The organism is Pseudomonas bharatica, from assembly GCF_048586865.1.
GTDB lineage: Bacteria > Pseudomonadota > Gammaproteobacteria > Pseudomonadales > Pseudomonadaceae > Aquipseudomonas > Aquipseudomonas bharatica.
The window spans coordinates 109,717-130,504 of record NZ_JBMAWR010000002.1 but is presented as its reverse complement, the minus strand read 5'-3'; the positions used below and the strand labels follow the sequence as shown (position 1 = coordinate 130,504).

Genomic DNA, 20,788 nt, shown 5'->3' with positions numbered 1-20,788 from the left:
AGTGGGGCCAACGCCCCACCGATCAGTTGGCCATTGCGCGTAGCTCTCTGGTGGCTAGCTCATCGACTTTTCCCGTAGCTGGGTCGACGACCGCCCGATAGTGTTCTCGAACAAACGATGCCGTGAGTTTATGGTTCCACACATCCTCCTCGATTGCCGAAAGTGAGCGATCGAGCGGGTTGCCGAAACCGCCGCCGCCAGGTTGGGTGTGCGACACAACATCACTGCGTTGGATGGTCATCCCGACTTTGCTAGGCAGATAGTGCGTCTCCCCGCCATGCTCCAGTGCGTTGATCGCAGCACTGGCGGGCAGGCCTCCTTGAAGCCCGTATGGACGGAACTTCATGCGATCGGCGCGCAATTGAAGGAATACATCATCGGCCAGCACGCGGTAGCTACGGGTCACGCCTAGTCCCCCGCGATAACGCCCCGCGCCACAGCTGTCTGGTACCAGTTCGTAGGACTCGACCCGCACTGGGTGCTGCGCTTCCAGGGTTTCAACTGGTGTGTTCGAAAGGTTTTGAGATGCGTTGGTGATAGCCTCGACACCATCCGCGTGTGGCCTGGCACCCCAAGAACCGCAGATCATGTCGACGATGATGTAACCCTCGCCGTTGTCTTTCTTGCCTGAAAGGCAAACGACGGTATTGCCGCCTTCGCCAGCGGCCGGTATGCGGTCCGGAACAACCTGCGCCAGTGCCCCGAGCATAGTGTCGAATACCCGGTATCCGGTCAGTGCCCGCGCAGCCACCGCCGCTGGTTCCACAGGGTTGAGTACGGTACCTTCGGGGACGTACACATCGACACAGCGGAACAAACCTTCGTTGTTTGGCACATCACCTTTGAGTGCACAGCGCACGCTGAGATAGGAACAGGACTTGGTGTAGGACAGTGTTGAGTTGATTGCAGCACGCACTTGCGGCGCGCTACCGGTGTAGTCGACGCTGACGCGGTCCTCATGGACTGTGACAGCGACTTTCAGCGGGATCGGATCCTCCGAAAGCCCATCATCATCAATGAAGTCCTCGAACACGAAGGTGCCTTTCGGCCACTTGCGGATTTCTTCGCGGGTCAAACGTTCGGCGTAGTCCAGTAGTTCGGCGAAGTAGCGGCGGCTATCGTCACGGCCATAGCGGTCGAGTAGTCGGGTCAGTTCGCGGCTACCCACTTGGCAAGCGGCATATTGGGCGCGTAGGTCGCCGAGCACTCGGTCGGGTACTCGTACGTTCTGCGCGATGATGCGCTCCATGATGTCGTTGATCTTGCCTGCTTCATACAACTTGACCACCGGGATTCGCAGACCTTCCTGGTAGATCTCGGTTGAGTCGCTGGCATTCGATCCTGGAACGCGCCCCCCAACGTCAGTGTGGTGGCAGATCACCACGCTGTAGCCTTCGATTTCGCCTTTGTAGAAGAAAGGCGCGAACATGAAGATGTCTGGCAAGTGCATGCCGCCCTGGTACGGGTCGTTGACGATTACCGCATCGCCGGGCTGCAAGTCGTCGCCGTACTGCAGCTTGACCTGAGCCATTGCCTCAGGGATGGCACCCAGGTGCAGGGCGATGGTTTTGGCCTGGGCGATCATTTGGCCGTGGCGGTCACAGATCGCCGCCGAGTAGTCCATGACATCTTTGACGATTTCCGAGCGGGCAGTGCGCAGCACCGTGTAAGCCACTTCGTCGACGATCGAGTCCATGGCGTTTTTGACGACGGCAAAAGTGATGGGGTCGATGGCCTGGCTCATGCGCGGATCTCCTGGATGTCGATGGTGATGTTTCCGATGCTGTCGGCGTGCGCGCTACAGCCAGGTGGGACAACGATGGTGGTGTCGTAGGATTCGATGATCAGCGGGCCCTGTACCGGATTGACGCCGATACTTGCCCGAGGCACTACAGGGGTGGGTTGGTGAGGCTTGTCGGCATCGAAGCTGACCAAGCGCTCGCCCTGAGTGCCTTGCAGCGCGGTAACGTCGACTTTGCAGTTAGCGAACTCCAAACGATGCGCGCTGCGGCCACGGGCGCTGACGCGCAGGTTGACCAATTCCAGTGGCTCGTCGCTGTTGTAGCCGAAGGTCTGCAAATACTGCGCATTGAAATCTTTGGCTAGTTGTTGCAACGCAAGGGTGTCGAGTTGCGAGCTATGCAGGGCTACGGTCAGTTCAGAGCTCTGCCCGAGGTAACGAACATCGGCCGAATAGGCAACTTCCGCGGCTTCGGCGCTGTAGCCTTCGCTGGCCAGCACCGTGAAGCCTTGGTCGCCAAGGGCAATAGCTTCGCTCGACAGGGTGGGGAGATCACATTGAGCGAAGGGTTTCAGGATCGCCTTGACGAAGTTGTGCTCAGCATCGGCAGTTAGCATGCCGGCAGAGCAGAAGACACCGGCCATGATTGGCGCCACCACGCGTCGAATCCCCAGCAGGCGGGCCACGGCTACGGCATGCAGCGGGCCGCCGCCGCCAAACGCCATCATCGACATTTCACGTGGGTCCAAGCCGCGCTCGACAGTCACTGCACGGATTGCCCGGGCCATGTTGACGTTAGCTAGATGGCGAATACCGTGTGCGGCCTTTAGGAGGTCCAGTTGCAGAGGTGTTGCGATGTAATCGGTGACCGCCTTTGCGGAGAGATCCGGGAACACCGGCAGGCTGCCGCCGGCCAGTGCGACCGGATTGAGATAGCCCAGCACCATGTTGGCATCGGTGACCGTTGGTTGCGCGTTACCTTTGTTGTAGCAGGCCGGCCCTGGGGACGAGCCTGCCGACTCAGGGCCTACGCAGAGCAGGCCGCCAGCGTCGATCCAGGCAATGGAGCCGCCGCCTGCGCCCACTTCGGCAATGTCGATGGCCGGGACTTTCAGCACGTAACCGCCACCTTTGACAAAGCGACTCGGGGCGCTGATGCCGTCGCGGAACTCGTACTCATTGGTAAGCGACGGTTGGCCATCGACTACCAGTGCTGCCTTGGCGGTGGTGCCGCCCATATCGAAGATGATCTGGTTGCTGTCGCCGGCCAGTGCCCCGATACGGGCTGCCCCAGTCACACCACCTGCGGGGCCGGAGGCAACTGCGAATACTGGTTTTTCGCTCGCTGAAGCGATACCCATCATGCCGCCGTTGGAGGCCATAACCTGCAACGAGGCGCGGACACCCATCGCTTCCAGGTCTTGGCGCAGTCGGGCCAGATAGGTTCGCATGGCTGGGAGAATGTAGGCGTTCACCACGGTGGTACTGGTGCGCTCATACTCTTTGATTTCTGGGAGTACTTCGAATGAAGCGCTGACTAACACCTGTGGGAAGTGCTGTTGGAGGAGCTGTTTGGCGCGGCGCTCGTGCGCTGGGTTGATGTAGCTGTTGATGAAGGCGATCGCGATTGCCGTTACGCCTTCGTCGATCAATGATTTGGCTTCACGCAGCAGCTGTTCTTCGTCCAGTGCGGTGACCACATCGCCGGTGGCGCTCATTCGCTCGTGAATACCCCGCCTCCAGCGGCGAGTAGCCAGGGGTTCAGGCTTACTCCACGACAAGTCGAACATCGTGGGCGTACGGATGCGGCCGATTTCCAACACATCCCTGAAGCCCGCGGTAGTGAGTACACCAGTCTTCGCCCCAACCTTCTGAAGGATGGTGTTCGACGCAGTGGTCGTGCCATGCACGATTTCGGTAATTTCTTCAGGCGCTACGCCTGCTTGCTGGAGCAGCACGCTCAGCCCTTGAACGATCGCTTCGCCCAGGTTCTCTGGGGTGGTCGAGGTCTTGTTCACGAACAGGCGGCCGTCCGGCATTGCAAGTACAACATCGGTGAACGTACCACCGATATCGCATCCCACCCTTACGCCTCTGCTGTTTTTTGTTTTTGGTGCAGTGCTCATGATTGCTCCATCAGCTGGTTGATCATTTGTGCTAACTAACTGGACGTTCAGTTAGTTAGTGGTAAGCTAGGATCAATTTCCGGAGCTGTCAAATGGAACGTTGATGAAGGATGATCAAGATTGGCGCTGGTACACTCGCCAGGTATGGCTAGAACAAGGACCTCATCGGCAATGAAAAATGACGCCCCTACGGCTGCCAAGCCAAGGACTCGCAATGCCGCGCTGACGCGGGAAAACATTCTGAAGGTCGCCACCCAAGAATTTGCCGAGCGCGGCTACGACGGAGCCAGCATCGAAGCGATCGTTTTGTGCTGCAAGATCAGCAAAAACCTGATCTACCACTACTTCGATAGCAAGGAGGGCTTATTCATCGAAGTCATGGAGCGGGCTTACGGTGCTATGCGTGAGCGGCAGAACCAGCTGACTCTGTCAGGCGATCCTGTGCGCGACATGCGCGAGCTGGTCGAGAAGACCGTACAGCACTTCATCGACCAACCCGATTTTCACCTGCTGCTTTCGACCGAGAACCTTCACAAGGCGGCCCATATTCGCAAGTCCAGTGTCATTTCGCAGATGTTCAACCCGTTGCGGGCGGCACTGTCGGAGATTTTGCAGCAGGGCAAGGACCAAGGGGTATTCCGCCAAGACGCGGATTGGGTTGACCTTTATGTGTCGATTTCCGGCCTTGGTGCTTACGCCATCACAAATCGCTACACCCTTTCCTACGTTCTCGATGTGGATCTCAATTCGCCTGAGCGAAAAGCATCTCGTTTGAAGCACGCCTCTAACGTCGTGATGAGTTACCTCTGCGACCTTCGTACGACCGCCTAAGCTTAAGCATTCTCTTCTCCTGAAGAACTGGATGACAGGTGTGCATCGCGCCCTCAGCGTGATGCACCGTTTTGCTGCGTCCAGACTAAATGTCGTCTCTACCTTCCAAGGTCTCGTGCTCAGGCCGGCGCTAAAGCCCAGCTAGCGCGGGTAATTGTGAGCGGCGTAATAAATTGAAATCTCTGCACTCAAATGGGTCTTCATGTTTGTATGCTGTGTTGCATGCATGCGACAATCTGTCCTTCGGTAACCTTGGAAGGACTTTAAACGTGGTAAACGATGTGATTCCGAGCCGCGTGGGACGCGTGTGGCTCGCGACCCTCGGCGCGATAATTCTGCTGGCGGGTCTTTACTTTGTCGGTGGCGGTGCGTGGCTGGCGTCGCTGGGCGGTAGCTGGTACTTCATGATCGCCGGCGTCCTGTTGATTGCAGCAGGTGCCATGATCATTCGACGCCGTTTCCTCGGCGTACTGCTAATTGCGATAGTCGTTTCGTACACCGCTATCTGGGCTCTGCTTGATGTCGGCCTGAAGTTCTGGCCGCTTCTTTCGCGGGTGTTCGCTTTCGCGTTCATTGGTGCTGCCGTAGCGTTTTCGGTACCGCTTTTCACGCGGGCCCGCAAAGCCCGAATTACCGGCATGGCACTAGGGGCCGTCGCGTCGGTTGGTATCGTGATCACGGCGTTCAGCGCTTTCCAACCCAAGAACATCATTCGTGATGCTGAGTCGGTCGCGGCTGCGCAGGACGTTGCAGTAGAGAAGGCCGAAGGCGAACCAGGCGACTGGAAGGCCTGGGCGGGGGATACTCACGGTTCGCGCTTCTCGCGTCTGGGTGACATCACGCCAGCGAACGTCAGGGACTTGCAGGTGGCCTGGACTGCTCACACCGGCGAAGCTGTAGTACCTGGTCTTGGTGACGCAGAAGACCAGAATACGCCGCTCCAGATTGGTGACAGCCTCTATGTCTGCACGACCTACAGCACTGTCATCTCCTACGACATCGATACGGGTAAAGAAAACTGGCGCTTCGCTGCCGGCAAAGGCAATTCGACCTACCAGCGTTGCCGAGGGATGGCGTACTTCGACGCCACCACCGCGAAGAAGGTCGTTGATGTTCCAGGCGCTGAACCAGGTGCTGCGCTGGACGCATCGGTCAGCCCACAGCGTCTGATCTTCCCGACGGGTGATGGTCGTTTGATGGCCATCGACGCTCACACCGGCAAACCGGTCGCCAACTTCGGCGACAACGGCGCGGTCGATCTGAAAGTCGGCATGGGCGAAGTCAAACCTGGTTACTACCAGCAGTCGTCTACCCCTCTGCTGGCAGGCAACCTGGTCATCGTCGGTGGCCGTGTGATCGATAACTTCGAGACCGGTGAGCCACCGGGAGTCGTGCGTGCCTATGACGCTGTCACCGGTACCCTGGTATGGGCATGGGATCCGGGCAATCCTGAAGTGACCCGTGAACCGCTGTCGCCAGAAGGGTACACCCGTGGCACGCCGAACGTCTGGGTTGCAGCCTCGTACGATGCCGAGCTCGGCATGGTGTATCTGCCTACCGGCAACGCCACGCCTGACTTCTGGGCGGGCTTCCGCACTGAAGCAGACGATAAGTATGGCTCCTCGATTGTAGCGGTCAACGTTGCCACCGGTCGCCCAGTATGGTCTTTCCAGACCGTTCACCATGACATCTGGGACTTCGACGTCACCGGTCAGCCGCTGATCTATGACATTCCGAACGACGATGGCTCCGTGTCCAAGGCAGTTTCGGTCACTTCCAAGACCGGCATGATCTACCTGCTGGACCGTACCAACGGTAAACCGCTTGCCGACATCAAAGAGCTTCCGGTGCCGCAGGGCAACCTGCCCGGTGAGCGTTACTCGCCGACTCAGCCGCACTCCGTGGGCATGCCGAACATCGGCAACGAAACGCTCAAAGAGTCCGACATGTGGGGCGCAACGCCGTTCGATCAGCTGATGTGCCGCATCATCTTCAAGTCGAGCCGGTATGACGGCATCTTCACACCGCCGGGTGAAGATTGGGCAATCCAGTACCCAGGCTCGCTGGGTGGCATGAACTGGGGCGGCGTATCGGTCGACCCGACCACCAACCTGATGTTCGTCAACGACCTGCGTCTGGGCCTGCACTACAACATGGTCCCGGCCAAGGACATTCCGCCTGGTACCGGCAGCAGTGAAGGCATGGGCATCATCGTGCAGAAAGGGACGCCGTTCGGCACCTGGCGTGAACGCTTCATGTCGCCGTTGGGCGTACCTTGCCAAGCACCGCCTTTTGGCACGCTGTCGGCCATTAACCTGAAGACCCATAAACTGGTCTGGCAGGTCCCGGTAGGTACAGTGCAGGACACCGGTCCGCTGAACATCGCCACTGGCCTGCAATTGCCGCTCGGCATGCCGACGCTCGGCCCATCGCTGGCCACCAAATCCGGTCTGCTGTTCTTCGCTGGCACCCAAGACTTCTACCTGCGCGCCTACAACAGCCGCACCGGTGATGAAGTGTGGAAGTCGCGCCTGCCTGCTGGCAGTCAGAGCGGCCCGATCACTTACCGTTCGCAGAAGACTGGCAAGCAGTACGTGGTTATCTTCGCCGGTGGTTCGCCGCACTCTGACAAACGCAGCGACAGCGTGATTGCCTACGCCTTGCCATAAGCAAGACTAACGGCATTGTCACGGACGGCCCAGGCTCGGCGACATACCGACCTGGGCCGTTTCTTCTTCCAACGATTCGATTCTGTCTTATGCACCAAACTTCTTCATCTTTGCCTGTCTGCCTCAGGGCAGGCCTCACCGTGCTCTTGGCCGGGAGCGTGAGCGCCCAGGTCCACGCCGATTCGAACAGCCCGACAAGCGTTGTCGTCGAGCCGACCGTAGTTACCGGGTCATATGCGCCGACCGCCAGTTTCGACTTGCCGTTTTCAGTCGATACCGTGGACCTGTCCCAAGGCACGGGTGGCCAGCTTGGCGTCAATCTGTCAGAAGTATTGACCAAAGTACCTGGGCTGGTGGTACAGAATCGCCAGAACTATGCCCAGGACCTGCAGATATCCTCGCGGGGCTATGGTGCTCGCTCAGCATTCGGGGTGCGCGGCATCAAGTTGCTGAGCGATGGTATTCCAGCCAGTACGCCGGACGGGCAAGGCCAGGCAGCCACGCTCAACCTGGATGTGGCCGACCGGCTTGAGGTGCTGCGCGGTCCGGCCGCGACGCTGTATGGCAGCAACGCCGGCGGCGTGATCCAGATGTTCAGCCGGGACGGGCAGGGGCCGGCCCATGTGGGTGCCGAAACCACCTTTGGCAGCGACGGTTTCAACAAGAACCACTTGTCTGCCGAGGGTGGCAGCGATACCGCCGGTTTCGTGCTGGATGTCTCGCGCCTGGATACCGATGGCTACCGCGACCACAGTGCCGCGCGCCGTGACCAGACCTTTGCCAAGGTCCATTTCAAGCCTGATGAAGACTCGCGCATGGCGCTGATCTACAGCAGCCTGGAGCAGAACAATACGCAGGACCCGCTGGGGCAGACCTGGGAGGCCTACAAGCATGACCCGCGTTCCACGGCGGCTGTGGCTGAAACCTACAACACCCGCAAAAGTATCGACCACCAGCAACTGGGCATGAACTACGAGCGCTACTTTGGCGATGCCACGCTGCAGTTCAACCTGTATGCGGGCCGGCGCACCGTGGTGCAGTACTTGTCCATCCCCCGAACGGTGGCCTCCAACAGCCAGCGGGGTGGCGGAGTGGTGGACTTCGACCGTGAGTTCCACGGCGGTACGCTGCGGTGGATCCAGCCGATTGCCGACGTGCCTGGTAACTTCACCCTTACCGTGGGCGTCGACTATGACCAGAGCAAAGACGACCGCCGCGGGTACCAGAACTTCAGCGGCGACCAACTGGGCGTGAAGGGCGAACTGCGCCGTGACGAGCAGGACACCGCCACCAGCCTGGACCCGTACCTGCAGGCGCATTGGGAAATCGGCAACTGGACCAGCGAATTGGGGCTGCGCTACAGCACCATGGAAATGCGTGTTGACGATCATTACCTGGCCAACGGCGACTCCAGCGGCTCGAAGCAGTACCAGCAGGCGTCGCCATCCTTGTCGGTGATGTACGCGTTCACACCCGACCTGCGCGGCTATGTGAGCGTTGGCAAAGGCTTCGAAACCCCCACGCAGGCCGAGATGGCCTATGCGCCAGGCGAGGTCGAAAGCTTCAACTTCGGTTTGAAGCCAGCCACCAGCATGCAGTACGAAATAGGTTTGAAATACCGGCTTGGCGAACGCACGCGCCTGAATGCGGCGGTGTATGAGATTCATACCGGTGACGAAATCGTCGTGGCCAGCGCGACCGCGGGGCGAACCAGCTATCGCAATGCGGGGCGCACAGTACGACGCGGCTTTGAGGCAAGCCTGCAGAGTGACTTGAGCGAGCAGTGGCAGACCACATGGGTGTATACCCGCACCGACGCCCGCTATGCCGATGACGTCAGCCAGACCATAGAACGTGGTAACCGGCTGCCAGGTGTGCCGCTCGACAATCTGTATGGCGAGCTGGTGTGGAAGCCTGTGTCGTCCATCAGCATGGGGGTTGAAGGGCAGTACCGCAGTAAGGTGTACGTGGACGACAGCAACAACGCCAAGCCGGCGCCGGCGTATGCCGTGTTCAACTGGCGCACGCGGTTCGAGCAGCATGTCGGGGCGTGGACCTTCCACCAACTGGTGCGGCTGGACAACCTGCTTGACCGGCAGTACGTCGGTTCGGTAATTGTCGGGGACGGAAACGGGCGCTATTACGAGGCAGCGCCCGGTCGTTCCTGGTATGCCGGGACAGGGTTTGAGTATGCGTTTCGATAGTTTGTGAGCTGTCTAAGCTTGCCCTGTCGCATTGATTGCGACAGGGCGCAGTTCAGTTAGGCTACGGCCTGTGCGCCTGTGATCTCAACCAGTGAGCCGCACATGAAGGCCGCCTCGTCGGAGGCCAGGAAGGCAACCAATGCAGCGACTTCCTCAGGCTTACCGATGCGTCCGAACGGTACCATTTTGTCCAGATCGGCGATGGTCCGGCCTGACCTGACTACACCTGCTTCGAGCATTGGAGTGTGTATCTCGCCCGGGCACACGGCGTTTACGCGAATGTTCTGAGGCGCATAGTCCCGCGCCAGGTTCTGGGTGAATGAAGCCACAGCTGCTTTGGTTACGTTGTATGCGATGTGGCCAGGTGCAGGGTACAAGCCCCACTGCGAGGCAGTGTTGACGATCGCGCCGGCACCATTCTGGATCATGACGGGCAGCACTGCGCGGCAGAGGTGGAACATCGAGTCCAGATTAATGGCGAAACTGGTGTGCCAATCCTCCTCACTCACCGCCAGGAGATTTCCGCGCCGATTGACACCGGCATTGTTGACCAGGATGTCGATGCGTCCGAATTTAGCAACGACCGACTCAACGAGTCCACGACAAGCCTCACCCGAACCGATGTCCGCTGCCATGGCAATTGCCTTGCCACCGGAGCCCTCGATCGCTTTGACAACGCCTTCTGCTGCTAGCACGTTTACGTCACTGACTATGACGGTCGCGCCTTCGCTTGCAAGGCGTGTAGCGATTGCGGAGCCGATACCGCCAGCGCCTCCAGTTACGATCGCTACTTTGTTCTCGAATCTGTTCATTCTGAACTCCCAGTAAACAGTGATCGGTACATTATTTTTGTGTGTGCAGTGCTGCGTGCAAAAAGTATCGAGTAATACGAGAGTCTGTCAATCGCCGTTAACAGGCAAAGTACAATCAACTGAGTCGCCCGAAAAAAGCCTGGGATGAACGGAAGCTTGCCATTTTTTGACATGCCCCCGAACTGTCGCCATGGCTGACTTCAGCAGCATCGTCAGGCCACTGACATGATCTCTATATAGGGGATTGCCAAAGGAGAGAAAGGTTGAGCTGTCGAGAAAGCGGCAGGTCTTTGGCGGGGCCATCATTGGGCAACGGAGTTGGCGACGTCGACAGCATCGCATGACATGGCCAATACAGACGCAGACAATTAGCGGTTAAGCGAAAAGGTGGGGTGTACAGCATCTGACGATGGGGAAAGGTTGCGTCAGGGTAGGAGCGCGCGGTTTTCAGCTCATTAGTTGAGCCTTCTGTCCGCGCTTGAAGAATTCATCCTTAAGCAACCGACATGCGCGCAGTGAGATTCTGCTGCATGTAATCCAGAAAACGCCGCTGGAACAACATGGTGTGCTCATGCGCAGCTGCTTCAGCGGCATCGGCATCACGTGCAGCAATAGCATCGATAATTTCATCATGGTCACGACCCAGTTTGTGAGTACTGGCCGAACTTACGATATGGTCGAAGTGCAGGTGTAGCAAACGCTGACCTTCGCCCAACAGACGTTCGTAGTAGTTGATGAAATAAGGGTTGCGTCCTGCGTGCGCAATGGCCATGTGAAAAGCCTTGTTCAACTCCGACATGGACTGGAAGTCACCCGCTGTTACTGCTTTGAGGTAATCGGCGTCGGCTTTGCGAATTTTTTCGAGGTCTTCCGCACGATGTTGAATGGCTGCCAGGCGAGTGACCGCACGTTGCATCAGGTCCAGCGCCGAGATGTAGTTTGGAAACTCTTCGATCTCGAAGGGTGTCACCAAGGTTGTACGGTTTGGCAAGATGACCACCAGCCCTTCAGTGATCAGCCGAGCCAGTGCATCGCGCACAGGGGAGCGGGAGAGGCCGAATTGAGCGGCAAGGGACACTTCGTCCAGCTGCACCCCGGGTTTGAGTTTCAGGGTCAAAATCTGCTTGCGCAGCTCTTCGTAGATGTAGCGCCCACTGTGGCGGCGGACGCCACTTTCTTTATCGTTATCTTTAGTCATCATCAGGTCTCGTATGCGCTTGGCTCATATCATACAGGCCAAGGCTTGTCATGAGGCAACTCCTGTCGGCCGCCCTAATGAATTGGTAGGCACTGGATCAAAAACCCTTCATCCAGGTAATGGACAGTATGGAGCCCTCTTCATTTGTGCATGGCTACGGTTTGTTTTGGGCATTATTAACGAGCCTGGCCATAGGCCAGGCTCGTTTGTAGGGTCATTGGGGCAAACCTTCTCCCCAAGTATCACTCAGCATGAAGCCTGCGCCGAGCGGGTCATCTGGGTCGACGCCCAGCTGCTGAAGACCATACAACCAGGCCCGCCCGGTCACGCGAGGCAGTACCGCCGGCTTGCCAGCGACTTCCGTGTCGCCGAGCAGGGCCACCTGGAACTGACCGCCGATGGTCGAGCGTGACACCAGATGGTCCCCGGCCTTCACTTTGCCGCGTGCCGCCAGGGTGGCCAGGTTTGCCGAGCTGCCAGTGCCGCAGGGCGAACGGTCAACCCGGCCCGGGGGCAGGGTGGTGCAGGTCTGGTAGGTGCGATCATCCAGGCGGTTGCGGAACATCACATACGCCACCTCGTTCACAGAGGGAAGCAAGGGGTGCTGGATGTTCAGTTGCCGGTTGATCACGGCCCTCAACGCTACGCCAGCATCAGCCAGCTGCCGGGCATTTTCCGGTGCGATCGAGAGGCCGACTTGCTCGACGTCGATCAGGGCGTAATACACACCGCCGAACGCCACATCGATCTTGATCGTGCCGAAGGCTTCGGTCTCAATCTCCAGGTCTAGGTGCTCGACAAAGGCCGGCACCATGTCCAGCGACACGTTCAGGCAGCGGCCGTCCGCGCACTGGGCGCGAGCGGTAACCAGGCCTGCCGGCGTATCCAGAACCACCGTGGTCTCCGGCTCCTGCATCGGCACCATGCCCAGTTCGAGCAAGGCGGTGACGACGCAGATGCAGTTGCTACCCGACATAGGGTGAGCCTTGTCGGCCTGAAGCACGATGAAGCCGGCGTGGGCCTCGGGTCGAGTGGGCGGCAGCAGCAAGTTGACCGACATCTGCAGGCAGCCGCGCGGCTCCAGGGTGACCAGGCGGCGCAGGCTGTCGTCGACTTCGTTGATGTAGTTCATCTTGTCGAGCATGGTGGCACCCGGGACGCCGATGACGCCCCCGGTGATGACCTTGCCGATCTCGCCTTCGCAGTGCACCTCAGCCAGCTGAAGCGTCTGTTTCCAACGCATGGGTGTTACCTCACTTGATGTACCAGCCCCAAGGCTGTTCGCTGTCGTAGCGGGTGATCTGCTTGGTTTCCAGGTAGTTGTTCAGGCCCCATTCGCCCAGCTCGCGACCAATGCCGCTGGTCTTGTAACCACCCCACGGTGCTTCGGTGAAGGTTGGTTGCGAGCAGTTGATCCAGACGATACCGGCGCGGAACTTGCGTGCGACGCGTTCGCAGCGCTCGATGTCTTTGGACATGACTGCGGCACCCAGACCGAAGCGAGAGTTGTTGGCCGACTTGACCGCTTCCTCTTCGGTGTCGAACGGGCGGATGCACACGACCGGGGCGAAGATCTCTTCGTTCCAGATCCAGCTGTCTTCCGGCACATCGGCGAATACGGTCGGTTGCAGGTAGAAGCCTTTGTCCAGGTGCGCCGGGCGCTCGCCGCCGCAGACCAGACGTGCGCCTTCTTCCTGGCCGCGGGAGATGGCTTTCAGTGTACCTTCGTATTGGCTGCGGTTGACCAGCGGGCCCAGCAGCACGCCTTCTTCCATGCCGTTGCCGATCTTGATCTTGCGGGTTTCCTCGGCCAGGCGAGCGAGCAGCGGCTCATAGGCCGAGCGCTCGACCAGCACGCGGGAGGTGGCGGAGCAGACTTCGCCCTTGTTCCAGAAGATGCCGAACATGATCCACTCGACGGCTTTTTCGATGTCGCTGTCGGCGAAGATCACGAACGGCGACTTGCCGCCCAGCTCCAGGGTGACATTCTTGATGTCCTGCGCGGCGGCTTGCATGATGCGGCTGCCGACCGGCACGCTGCCGGTGAAGGCCAGCTTGTCCACGCCAGGGTGCGCGGTCAGGGCGGCACCGACCTTGGAGCCTGGGCCGGTAACGATGTTCAGCACACCCGGTGGCAGGCCAGCTTCATCGGCGATGCGGGCCAGTTCCAGGGCGGTCAGCGAGGTCTGCTCGGCGGGCTTGAGGATGATGCTGCAACCGGCGGCCAGCGCAGGGGCGATTTTCCACGAAGCCATCAGCATCGGGAAGTTCCACGGCACGATGGCGCCGGCAACACCGATCGGCTCCTTGCGGGCGATGGAGCTGAAGCGGTCATCGGACAGCGCGACGTCTTTCTCGCGATGGCGGTCGAGTTCCTCGGCCAGTTTGGCGTAGAAGTCGAAGCAGCCGGCAGTGTCGCCGATGTCCCACATGGCTTCCGGGAACGGCTTGCCGTTGTCGCGCACTTCAAGTTCGGCCAGCTCTTCCTGGCGGGCGCGGATGCCGTCGGCAATCTTGCGCAGGTACTCACCACGCTCAGCACCGCTCAGGCGCGGCCACGGGCCCTCGTCGAAGGCGGCGCGGGCAGCCTTGACCGCGATATCGATGTCTTCTTCGGTACCCGATGCCACGCTGGTGATCAGGCTTTCGTCGCTTGGGTCATACGAATTGAAGCTGCCACCTTTGACAGGGCTGACCCATTGGCCATTGATATAGAACTGGTCGTAGCGGTTCATGCAGTACCTCCAATAAGGGCGAAGCGACGAGCGCTAAATGCGGACAGATTTTGTGCCGGTGTACGGTTTGCAGCCAGGTCGGCGACCAGGCGGCCGGTGGTGGCCCCCAGGGTCAGGCCGAGCTGGCCGTGGCCGAAGGCCATGATCACGTTTTTCAGGCGGGGCGAGCGGTCGATGACCGGTTTGGTATCAGGCAGGAACGGCCGGTAGCCGACGCCGAACTCCATCCCCTGGGTATTGAGTTGTGGCAGTACTCGACGCGCCTTTTCCATGATTATTTCGGCGCGCTTGAAGTTCGGTTCGGCGCCAGGGGCAGCAAACTCGATGGTGCCGCCGATCTGCAGGCCGCGGGTCATCGGGGCGAAGCAGAAGCCGCCGTCGGCGTAGATCACCGAGTGGCGGATTTCGACATCGGGCGTGGGCAACACGGCCTGGTAGCCGGCAATGCCGGCCAGCGGGATGTTCACCCCAAGGCTGTCGAAGAACGGGCGTGCGCCTGTCCCCGCCGCGACTACCACGTGGTCGGCTGGCAGGCGGGTGCCGTCGTCTAGGGTTACACCCGTGGCACGGTCGTGGTTTTCATCGATTTTCACGGCCTTCTGACGCAGGCGCACGCCACCTTGGACGATGAAGCTTTCGGTCAGCGCGGCAATGAAACCTTCGGTGTCGCTGACGGCGCGCCAGTCAGGGAACATCAGCCCATGCTGGAACTTGCCGGCCAGTGCCGGCTCCAGGTCGCCGATGGCGGCTCCGTCCAGTTCTTCGGACTTGAAGCCCAGTTGTTTGCGCAGCTCCAGGTGCGGGCGTTCATGAGCCAGGCCAGCTGGCGAGTCGAACACTTCGAGGATGGGCCGATCACCGAGCAGGGATTTGTCCGGGCAGGCATCCAGCAGCGGGGCGTAGTCGGTGTAGACATGTTGAGTCAGGCGCGCCATGTCCTCGGCGATCTCGTTGATCTTCGACGAACGTGCGCAGGCCAGAAAACGCAGGAACCAGGGCAGGATGCCCGGCAGCGCGCTCGGGCGCAGCGCCAGGGGGCCCTTCTGGTCCAGCAGCCAGCCCGGGATCTTCATCAGGATGCCAGGCTTGGACAGTGGAATGACTTCACTGACCGCCATCTGACCGCAACTCCACTTGGCGGTACTGTCGCCCGGTGCGGCGGGGTCGATGAGCGTGACCTTGTGGCCTTCGCGCTGCAGGTACAGCGCGCAGCAGACACCGACGATACCGCCGCCGATGACTACGGCGTTCTGCGATGACGATTGTGGGGTGTTCATGAGTCTGTCTCGTATCAAGAGAGATTGCGAAGGGGCCGCCAGGCGGCCCCGTGTTGCTTTACTGCTGCGAAGCTTCGAACACTTTACGGAATTCGGCTTTTTCATCATCGGTCAGCGGCAGCAGCGGTGCACGCGCGTTGCCGACCTTGAAGCCGGCCAGTTCGGCGCCGTACTTGACCTTCTGCACGAACTTGCCGCTTTCCAGGTTGGCCATGGCCGGGAACAGGCTGCGCATGACTTGCTGGGCACCACGGATGTCGCCGCTGGTGAAGGCTTTGTGGAAGGCAACGACCTTCTCCGGGAAGATGTTGGCTGGGCCACAGATCCAGCTGTCGGCGCCCCACAGGTAGAAGTCCAGGGCCTGGTCGTCGGAGCCGCAGGACAGCTGGATGCCTTTGTATTTTTCACCGATTTCGATGGCGCGCAACAAGTTGCCGCTGCTCTCTTTGATGCCAATCACACGCGGGTGCTCATGCAGCGCAGCAATCACGTCCAGGCCGACCTCGACGTTGGTGCGGATCGGGTAGTTGTAGAGCACAACATTGATCTCGGGGAAGGTTTCGAGAATGGTGTTGTAGTGGGCCAGCAGCTCTTCCTGGGACGGCAGTGCGTAGTAAGGCGGGGCGATCAGCAGGTTGGTGTAGCCAGCGTCGACGGTCTGCTTGATCTGCTCCAGCACTTCACGGGTGCACGAGCCGTTGGCGCCGGCGATCAGGGTGCCGCGGTCACCGACCACTTCCTTGACGGTCGCCAGGATCTGGCGGCGTTCTTCGTTGGCCAGTGCGTAGTATTCACCAGTCGAGCCCAGCGGAACGAAGCCGCTCACGCCTGCCTTCAGTTGATGCTCAAGGATCGAGGCCAGGGTGTCGTGGTCGACTTTGCCTGCGGCGTCGAATGGGGTAACCAGGGCTGGCAGGATACCGTTCAGTTTCATGTTGAATCTCCGTAGGGTTATTACAGTAGTCAAGACCGGTCAGGTCGCGTCAGTAGGCATAGCGGCGCAGCAGGCGCCCTTCGACCACACCGACCAAGCGGGTCAGTGGGAAGGCTACGAGGAAGTAAATGACCGCCACCGCCGAGAGAAACTCGACTGGGCGTGCGGTACTGTTGGAAATGTTCTGGCCGACGAACATCAGGTCGGCGACGCCTACCGAGGAGATCAGCGCGCTCTCCTTGAACAGGCTGACCACGTTCGACAGCAGTGGCGGTACGGCACGCAACAGGGCCTGAGGGAAGATCACGTACAGCACCTTCACCTTGGACGTCAGCCCCAGGGCGGTGCAGGCGTCATGTTGTTCGCTGGCAATCGACTTGAGCGCACCGCGGAACGTTTCGCTGGTGATCGCGCCCATGAACAGTGTTAGGGCGATCAGCACCGAGACGTACGGCGGGATATCCAGGCCGAACACGACCGGGAAGCAGAAGAACACCCAGAACAGCTGGATCAGCAGCGGCGTGCCGCGGAAAAACTCCACGTAAAGCATCAGTGGCAGCTGCACTACCTTTAGCTTGACCTGGCGTAGCATGCTGACCGTGAAGCCGAGCAGGCTTCCCAGCAACGCGCAGGCGCCAGTGAACGCCAGGGTCAGGGCCAGGCCCTTGAGCAATACCGGCCAGTAGCCCAGTACAACCGAGAAATCGAGTGGCATGGTTATCTCCTCAGCGCTGTCCGGCCAGTTCCTGGCGACGCTCGAACCACTGCACCAACTGCGCGATCGGCAGCGACAAGGCGAAGTAGATGAGGGCGATCAGGGTGTAGGTTTCCAGTGGGCGGTACGCCTCCGTGGCGAGGCTCTTGCCCACGTACATCAGGTCCGCCACTGCGACGATGGCCACCAGTGCGCTTTGCTGCAGGGTGCCGATGCCATTAGTGATAAGCACCGGAAGGGCGCTGCGCAGCGATTGCGGCAGGATCACGTACAGCGTGCGTTGCCACGACTTCAGACCCAGGGCGATGGAAGCATCCAGGTGCTCGCGCGGCACCGCCTGCACACCGGCGCGGTAAGCCTCGGCGTTGAACGCGGTGAGGTTCAGGCCCAATGCCAGGAAACCCATGGCGATGGGGTCGATGAACACGTTGAACAGCATCGGTACGCAATAGAAGAACCAGACGATCTGCAGCAGTGCCGGGGTGCAGCGGAAAAACTCGATGAACAGCTGTGCCGGCCAACGAATGAAGAACCAGCGGCTCAGGGTCATCAAGCACAGCAGGAAGCCGCAGACGATACCGATGAGGTTCGAGACCAGCGCCAGTTCCAGCGTTACCTTGAGCCCGTCGAGCAGCGCCGGCAGGCTGCCGCTGAGGAAGTGGAAGTCAAATTGGTAGTTCATGGCAGTGCCCTCAATCGAACTGCACGACCTTTTCCAGGAACTCGCGGGTGCGGGCTTCCCTGGGTTGGGTGAAGATTTGCTCGGGATGGCCCTGCTCGACGACCTTGCCATTCGCGCAGAACACCACGCGGGTGGCGATGTGGCGGGCGAAGTGCATATCGTGGGTGACGATGATCATCGCCATCTTCTGCTCGGCCAGTTGCATCATCACGTTTTGCACTTCGATGACCATTTCCGGGTCCAGCGCCGAGGTCACTTCGTCGAAGAGCATCAGGCGGGGTTCGAGCATTAACGCGCGGGCAATCGCCACACGCTGTTTCTGGCCACCTGAGAGTTGCGAAGGATAAGCATGCAGTTTGCTTTCCAAGCCCAGACGTGCGAGGTAGGTACGGGCTTTTTCAGTCGCTTCGGCCTTGCTCAGACCATGCACCTTGACTGGCGCCAGAATCAGGTTGCCCAGTACCGATAAGTGCGGGAACAGCGTGTAGTGCTGGAACACCATGCCGATCTGCTTGTGCAAGGTTTCATCCAGCGGCTTGCCCTGTTTGCGCGCGCCGTCGATGTAAGGTTTGCCCTGGAACTGAATGCTGCCGCCCTGGATGCCTTCGAGCCCCATCAGAACGCGCAGCAACGAGCTTTTGCCGCTGCCCGATGGGCCGATGATGACGAGGCGATCATCGGCACGCATGTCCAGGTTCATCTGGTCCATGACCACCAGCTGCTCGCTGTAGGCTTTGCGCACGCTGCGCAGTTGGATGAAATTGCCGTTCATGTCTGAATTCGGGTTGAGCGAAGCCTGTGGCTGGGAAGCCACCAAATGAGGTGTGGTCATTACAGTCGTCTCCGAAGGGCCTGCTGCGAGGCCCTCTATATGTCCGCTGGAGTTACTGGGCTTTGCCGCCCGCGATGATTTCGGCGCTGGCCTTGTCCACCAGTTTGTCGATTTCACCGGACTCGCGACGCTGAGTCAGGTAGGCATCGAGCTGGGCAAGGTCTGCAGCAGGCGTGTCATGGGCGAGGGCGAAGGACACCCCCTGCTTGGCCATGGCGGGGACAGGGAGCACTTCCTTGACCCAGCTGTTGGCCATGGCGAACAGGTGGTTGGTGTCGTTGGCGTCAGCCAGCACATCGGCGCGGCGCGACATCAGCGCCATGCGCGTTTCGTCCGAACCAGGCAGGCGCATCAACGTGGCGTTCTTGATGGCGGCGGTGACGGCTTTGTCGGCGGCGGTACCGGAGATGACCGCAATGGTGACGCCAGGTTTATCGAAATCAGTGATGGCGTTACCGGCACCGCTGAACTTCGGGTTCTTCTCGTTGATCAGCAACGAAACCTGGTAGTCAGTGGCTGGGGTAGAGAAGGCCACTGCTTGTGCACGCTCAGGCGTCATATTGAGCGCCATAGCCATGTCCCACTTACCGCTTTGCAAGCCAGCCACCTGGTTATCCCAGCTGGTGTCGACGAACTGCGCTTTTACCTTGAGCACGTTTTCAGCGAAGTCGCGGCACAAATCAACGAAGTAGCCGCTGTATTGGCCTGAGGCCGGATCGCGCATCACATAGGGTGCCGCGACAGCTGCGCCGCAACGCAGTACGCCGGCTTTCTGGACGTTTTGCCAGGTTTGGGTGTCGGCCTGTGCCGCAGGTTGCGACAGCAACGCCAGCGCTGCGGTAAGGCATGCAACGCCGGCGCTGACTTTGCGTGAAAGGGACCGTGCCATGTTGAATCTCTCCGGTAATTTGTTTTTGTAGGCAGAAGAGCAAGCAAACGAATCGCTGTGTTTTATTTGAGTGCCACACTGTGTGCAGCGATGCATTCAGGCTATTGCGACTTTGCGCAACCTGTCAACACGCTTGAAAGAATTTTTTGAAGCAAAGCGTCCCCGACCACCTGTCAAAGTGATTGGGGACATGTGCGGGAGGAATGGAGGGAGGTGGAGCTAGGTGGGGCTGCCGGTCAACTGTAATTCGTTGAGAAAGCGCTCAAGGATCATGTTCGGTCGGCGCCCCTTTCGGGTGGCGATGGCGAGCTTGGCATCGAAGTGCAGGCGATCGGGGTCAAGCGCTGCCATGATGCCTTTTTCCACCCAAGCGGCGGCGTAGTGATCGGGCAGGAAACCGATGTAGCTGCCAGTCAGGATAAGAAACGCAATACCCTCACGGTCAGTCGCCGAAGCCCCGAAGTTGAGCAGTTGGTGCAAACCGATCGCCTCGGCTGTCAGGCGGTAGGTCGGCACCACGGCATCGGCCTGCGCCAGTTGCTCGTCAGTAACACTGGCGGCATGGGCGAATAGCGGATGCTCATGGCTGCAATACAGGTTCGAACGCTCCTCGTAGAGCAGGCTGTAGTCCAGACCGGAGAGGGGTGAGATCAGCGGTACGGCGCCGACATGCAGGTGGCCATCGAGCAGGCCGCGCTCGATTTCGCCAGGGGTGCTCATGCTCAGGTTGATGCGCACGCCACTGCCCTCGGCGCGCACGGCTTTGAGCGCATGAGTGATGCGCATCTTCGGCTGTGTGACAAGATTGTCGATGATCGCCACGTTCAGGTCGCCGCGCAATTGCTGGTGCATCTGGTTCACTTCGCTGCGAAAGCCCTCGATGGCCACCAGCACGGTTTCGCTGGCGCGCAGCACCTCACGGCCTTCGTCGGTGAGGGCAAAGCCTGCTCGACCGCGCTGGCACAGGCGCATCCCCAGACGTTTTTCCAGGTCGCCCATGTGCAAGCTGATGGCCGACCGAGTGATGCCCAGCGCACTTTCGGCACCGGAAAAACTGCCGCATTCGGCGACGGTTTTGAATACCCGCAGCAGCCTGAGATCAAAATCACTTACCTGATGCAGGGGCGTCTTCTTGGTCATGCG

At 59.8% G+C, this 20,788-nt stretch carries 16 protein-coding genes; 3 read left to right on the top strand and 13 right to left on the bottom strand.

Going from position 1 to position 20,788, the window contains the following annotated elements; translation table 11 throughout:
* Window positions 1–22: 22 nt before the first annotated feature.
* Together ACKLLE_RS03015 and ACKLLE_RS03010 are read right to left on the bottom strand one after the other, a co-directional pair.
* The gene (locus ACKLLE_RS03015) at window positions 23–1,744 is read right to left on the bottom strand and encodes a hydantoinase B/oxoprolinase family protein (RefSeq protein WP_420056755.1); all 1,722 of its coding nucleotides are present in this window, start codon (window positions 1,742–1,744) and stop codon (window positions 23–25) included.
* Complete coding sequence (locus ACKLLE_RS03010) at window positions 1,741–3,867, bottom strand: hydantoinase/oxoprolinase family protein (RefSeq protein ID WP_420056754.1); 2,127 nt, start codon at window positions 3,865–3,867, stop codon at window positions 1,741–1,743. Before ACKLLE_RS03010 ends, ACKLLE_RS03015 begins: the two co-directional genes overlap by 4 nt.
* 171 nt (window positions 3,868–4,038) lie before the next feature.
* On the opposite strand from ACKLLE_RS03010, the gene ACKLLE_RS03005 reads away from it, so the two are divergent.
* The 3 genes from ACKLLE_RS03005 to ACKLLE_RS02995 all read left to right on the top strand — a co-directional run bounded on the left by ACKLLE_RS03005 (window position 4,039) and on the right by ACKLLE_RS02995 (window position 9,571).
* Window positions 4,039–4,698: a TetR/AcrR family transcriptional regulator gene (locus ACKLLE_RS03005; RefSeq protein ID WP_420056753.1), complete on the top strand. Its 660-nt coding sequence runs from the start codon at window positions 4,039–4,041 to the stop codon at window positions 4,696–4,698.
* A 269-nt stretch (window positions 4,699–4,967) separates the two neighbouring features.
* Window positions 4,968–7,367: a membrane-bound PQQ-dependent dehydrogenase, glucose/quinate/shikimate family gene (locus ACKLLE_RS03000; RefSeq protein ID WP_420056752.1), complete on the top strand. Its 2,400-nt coding sequence runs from the start codon at window positions 4,968–4,970 to the stop codon at window positions 7,365–7,367.
* Window positions 7,368–7,456: 89 nt separating this feature from the next.
* Entirely contained in the window at window positions 7,457–9,571 is a 2,115-nt protein-coding gene (locus ACKLLE_RS02995) for a TonB-dependent receptor family protein (protein WP_420056751.1), read from the top strand.
* 56 nt (window positions 9,572–9,627) lie between these two features.
* On the opposite strand, the gene ACKLLE_RS02990 is transcribed toward ACKLLE_RS02995, so the two are convergent.
* The 11 genes from ACKLLE_RS02990 to ACKLLE_RS02940 form a co-directional block, all read right to left on the bottom strand.
* Complete coding sequence (locus ACKLLE_RS02990) at window positions 9,628–10,383, bottom strand: SDR family NAD(P)-dependent oxidoreductase (protein ID WP_420056750.1); 756 nt, start codon at window positions 10,381–10,383, stop codon at window positions 9,628–9,630.
* A 493-nt stretch (window positions 10,384–10,876) separates the two neighbouring features.
* Window positions 10,877–11,581, bottom strand: coding sequence for a GntR family transcriptional regulator (locus tag ACKLLE_RS02985; protein ID WP_420056749.1), 705 nt, complete (start codon window positions 11,579–11,581; stop codon window positions 10,877–10,879).
* A 214-nt stretch (window positions 11,582–11,795) separates the two neighbouring features.
* Window positions 11,796–12,824: a proline racemase family protein gene (locus tag ACKLLE_RS02980; protein ID WP_420056748.1), complete on the bottom strand. Its 1,029-nt coding sequence runs from the start codon at window positions 12,822–12,824 to the stop codon at window positions 11,796–11,798.
* A 10-nt stretch (window positions 12,825–12,834) separates the two neighbouring features.
* On the bottom strand, window positions 12,835–14,316 hold the full coding sequence (locus ACKLLE_RS02975) for an aldehyde dehydrogenase family protein (protein ID WP_420056747.1): 1,482 nt from the start codon (window positions 14,314–14,316) through the stop codon (window positions 12,835–12,837).
* The gene (locus ACKLLE_RS02970; protein ID WP_420056746.1) at window positions 14,313–15,593 is read right to left on the bottom strand and encodes an NAD(P)/FAD-dependent oxidoreductase; all 1,281 of its coding nucleotides are present in this window, start codon (window positions 15,591–15,593) and stop codon (window positions 14,313–14,315) included. The genes ACKLLE_RS02975 and ACKLLE_RS02970 overlap by 4 nt, the downstream gene beginning before the upstream one ends.
* Before the next feature lie 58 nt (window positions 15,594–15,651).
* Window positions 15,652–16,527, bottom strand: coding sequence for a 4-hydroxy-tetrahydrodipicolinate synthase (gene dapA, locus ACKLLE_RS02965; protein WP_420056745.1), 876 nt, complete (start codon window positions 16,525–16,527; stop codon window positions 15,652–15,654).
* A gap of 49 nt (window positions 16,528–16,576) precedes the next feature.
* Window positions 16,577–17,242, bottom strand: coding sequence for an amino acid ABC transporter permease (locus tag ACKLLE_RS02960; protein WP_420056744.1), 666 nt, complete (start codon window positions 17,240–17,242; stop codon window positions 16,577–16,579).
* Window positions 17,243–17,252: 10 nt separating this feature from the next.
* Entirely contained in the window at window positions 17,253–17,924 is a 672-nt protein-coding gene (locus tag ACKLLE_RS02955) for an amino acid ABC transporter permease (protein ID WP_420056743.1), read from the bottom strand.
* Window positions 17,925–17,934: 10 nt separating this feature from the next.
* Window positions 17,935–18,756 (bottom strand): amino acid ABC transporter ATP-binding protein, encoded by an 822-nt coding sequence (locus tag ACKLLE_RS02950; RefSeq protein ID WP_420056742.1) that lies wholly within the window; start codon window positions 18,754–18,756, stop codon window positions 17,935–17,937.
* Between the two features lie 52 nt (window positions 18,757–18,808).
* On the bottom strand, window positions 18,809–19,741 hold the full coding sequence (locus ACKLLE_RS02945) for a transporter substrate-binding domain-containing protein (RefSeq protein WP_420056741.1): 933 nt from the start codon (window positions 19,739–19,741) through the stop codon (window positions 18,809–18,811).
* Window positions 19,742–19,864: 123 nt separating this feature from the next.
* Window positions 19,865–20,785 (bottom strand): LysR family transcriptional regulator, encoded by a 921-nt coding sequence (locus ACKLLE_RS02940; RefSeq protein ID WP_420056740.1) that lies wholly within the window; start codon window positions 20,783–20,785, stop codon window positions 19,865–19,867.
* Window positions 20,786–20,788: the final 3 nt, after the last annotated feature.

What these genes read in the sequence shown, in the direction of transcription:
- ACKLLE_RS03015 (WP_420056755.1), bottom strand. Translation starts at nt 1,744, where the DNA reads ATGAGCCAGGCCATCGACCCCATCACTTTTGCCGTCGTCAAAAACGCC.
- ACKLLE_RS03010 (WP_420056754.1), bottom strand. Translation starts at nt 3,867, where the DNA reads ATGAGCACTGCACCAAAAACAAAAAACAGCAGAGGCGTAAGGGTGGGA.
- ACKLLE_RS03005 (WP_420056753.1), top strand. Translation starts at nt 4,039, where the DNA reads ATGAAAAATGACGCCCCTACGGCTGCCAAGCCAAGGACTCGCAATGCC.
- ACKLLE_RS02995 (WP_420056751.1), top strand. Translation starts at nt 7,457, where the DNA reads ATGCACCAAACTTCTTCATCTTTGCCTGTCTGCCTCAGGGCAGGCCTC.
- ACKLLE_RS02990 (WP_420056750.1), bottom strand. Translation starts at nt 10,383, where the DNA reads ATGAACAGATTCGAGAACAAAGTAGCGATCGTAACTGGAGGCGCTGGC.
- ACKLLE_RS02985 (WP_420056749.1), bottom strand. Translation starts at nt 11,581, where the DNA reads ATGACTAAAGATAACGATAAAGAAAGTGGCGTCCGCCGCCACAGTGGG.
- ACKLLE_RS02980 (WP_420056748.1), bottom strand. Translation starts at nt 12,824, where the DNA reads ATGCGTTGGAAACAGACGCTTCAGCTGGCTGAGGTGCACTGCGAAGGC.
- ACKLLE_RS02975 (WP_420056747.1), bottom strand. Translation starts at nt 14,316, where the DNA reads ATGAACCGCTACGACCAGTTCTATATCAATGGCCAATGGGTCAGCCCT.
- ACKLLE_RS02970 (WP_420056746.1), bottom strand. Translation starts at nt 15,593, where the DNA reads ATGAACACCCCACAATCGTCATCGCAGAACGCCGTAGTCATCGGCGGC.
- dapA (WP_420056745.1), bottom strand. Translation starts at nt 16,527, where the DNA reads ATGAAACTGAACGGTATCCTGCCAGCCCTGGTTACCCCATTCGACGCC.
- ACKLLE_RS02960 (WP_420056744.1), bottom strand. Translation starts at nt 17,242, where the DNA reads ATGCCACTCGATTTCTCGGTTGTACTGGGCTACTGGCCGGTATTGCTC.
- ACKLLE_RS02955 (WP_420056743.1), bottom strand. Translation starts at nt 17,924, where the DNA reads ATGAACTACCAATTTGACTTCCACTTCCTCAGCGGCAGCCTGCCGGCG.
- ACKLLE_RS02950 (WP_420056742.1), bottom strand. Translation starts at nt 18,756, where the DNA reads ATGACCACACCTCATTTGGTGGCTTCCCAGCCACAGGCTTCGCTCAAC.
- ACKLLE_RS02945 (WP_420056741.1), bottom strand. Translation starts at nt 19,741, where the DNA reads ATGCATCGCTGCACACAGTGTGGCACTCAAATAAAACACAGCGATTCG.
- ACKLLE_RS02940 (WP_420056740.1), bottom strand. Translation starts at nt 20,785, where the DNA reads ATGACCAAGAAGACGCCCCTGCATCAGGTAAGTGATTTTGATCTCAGG.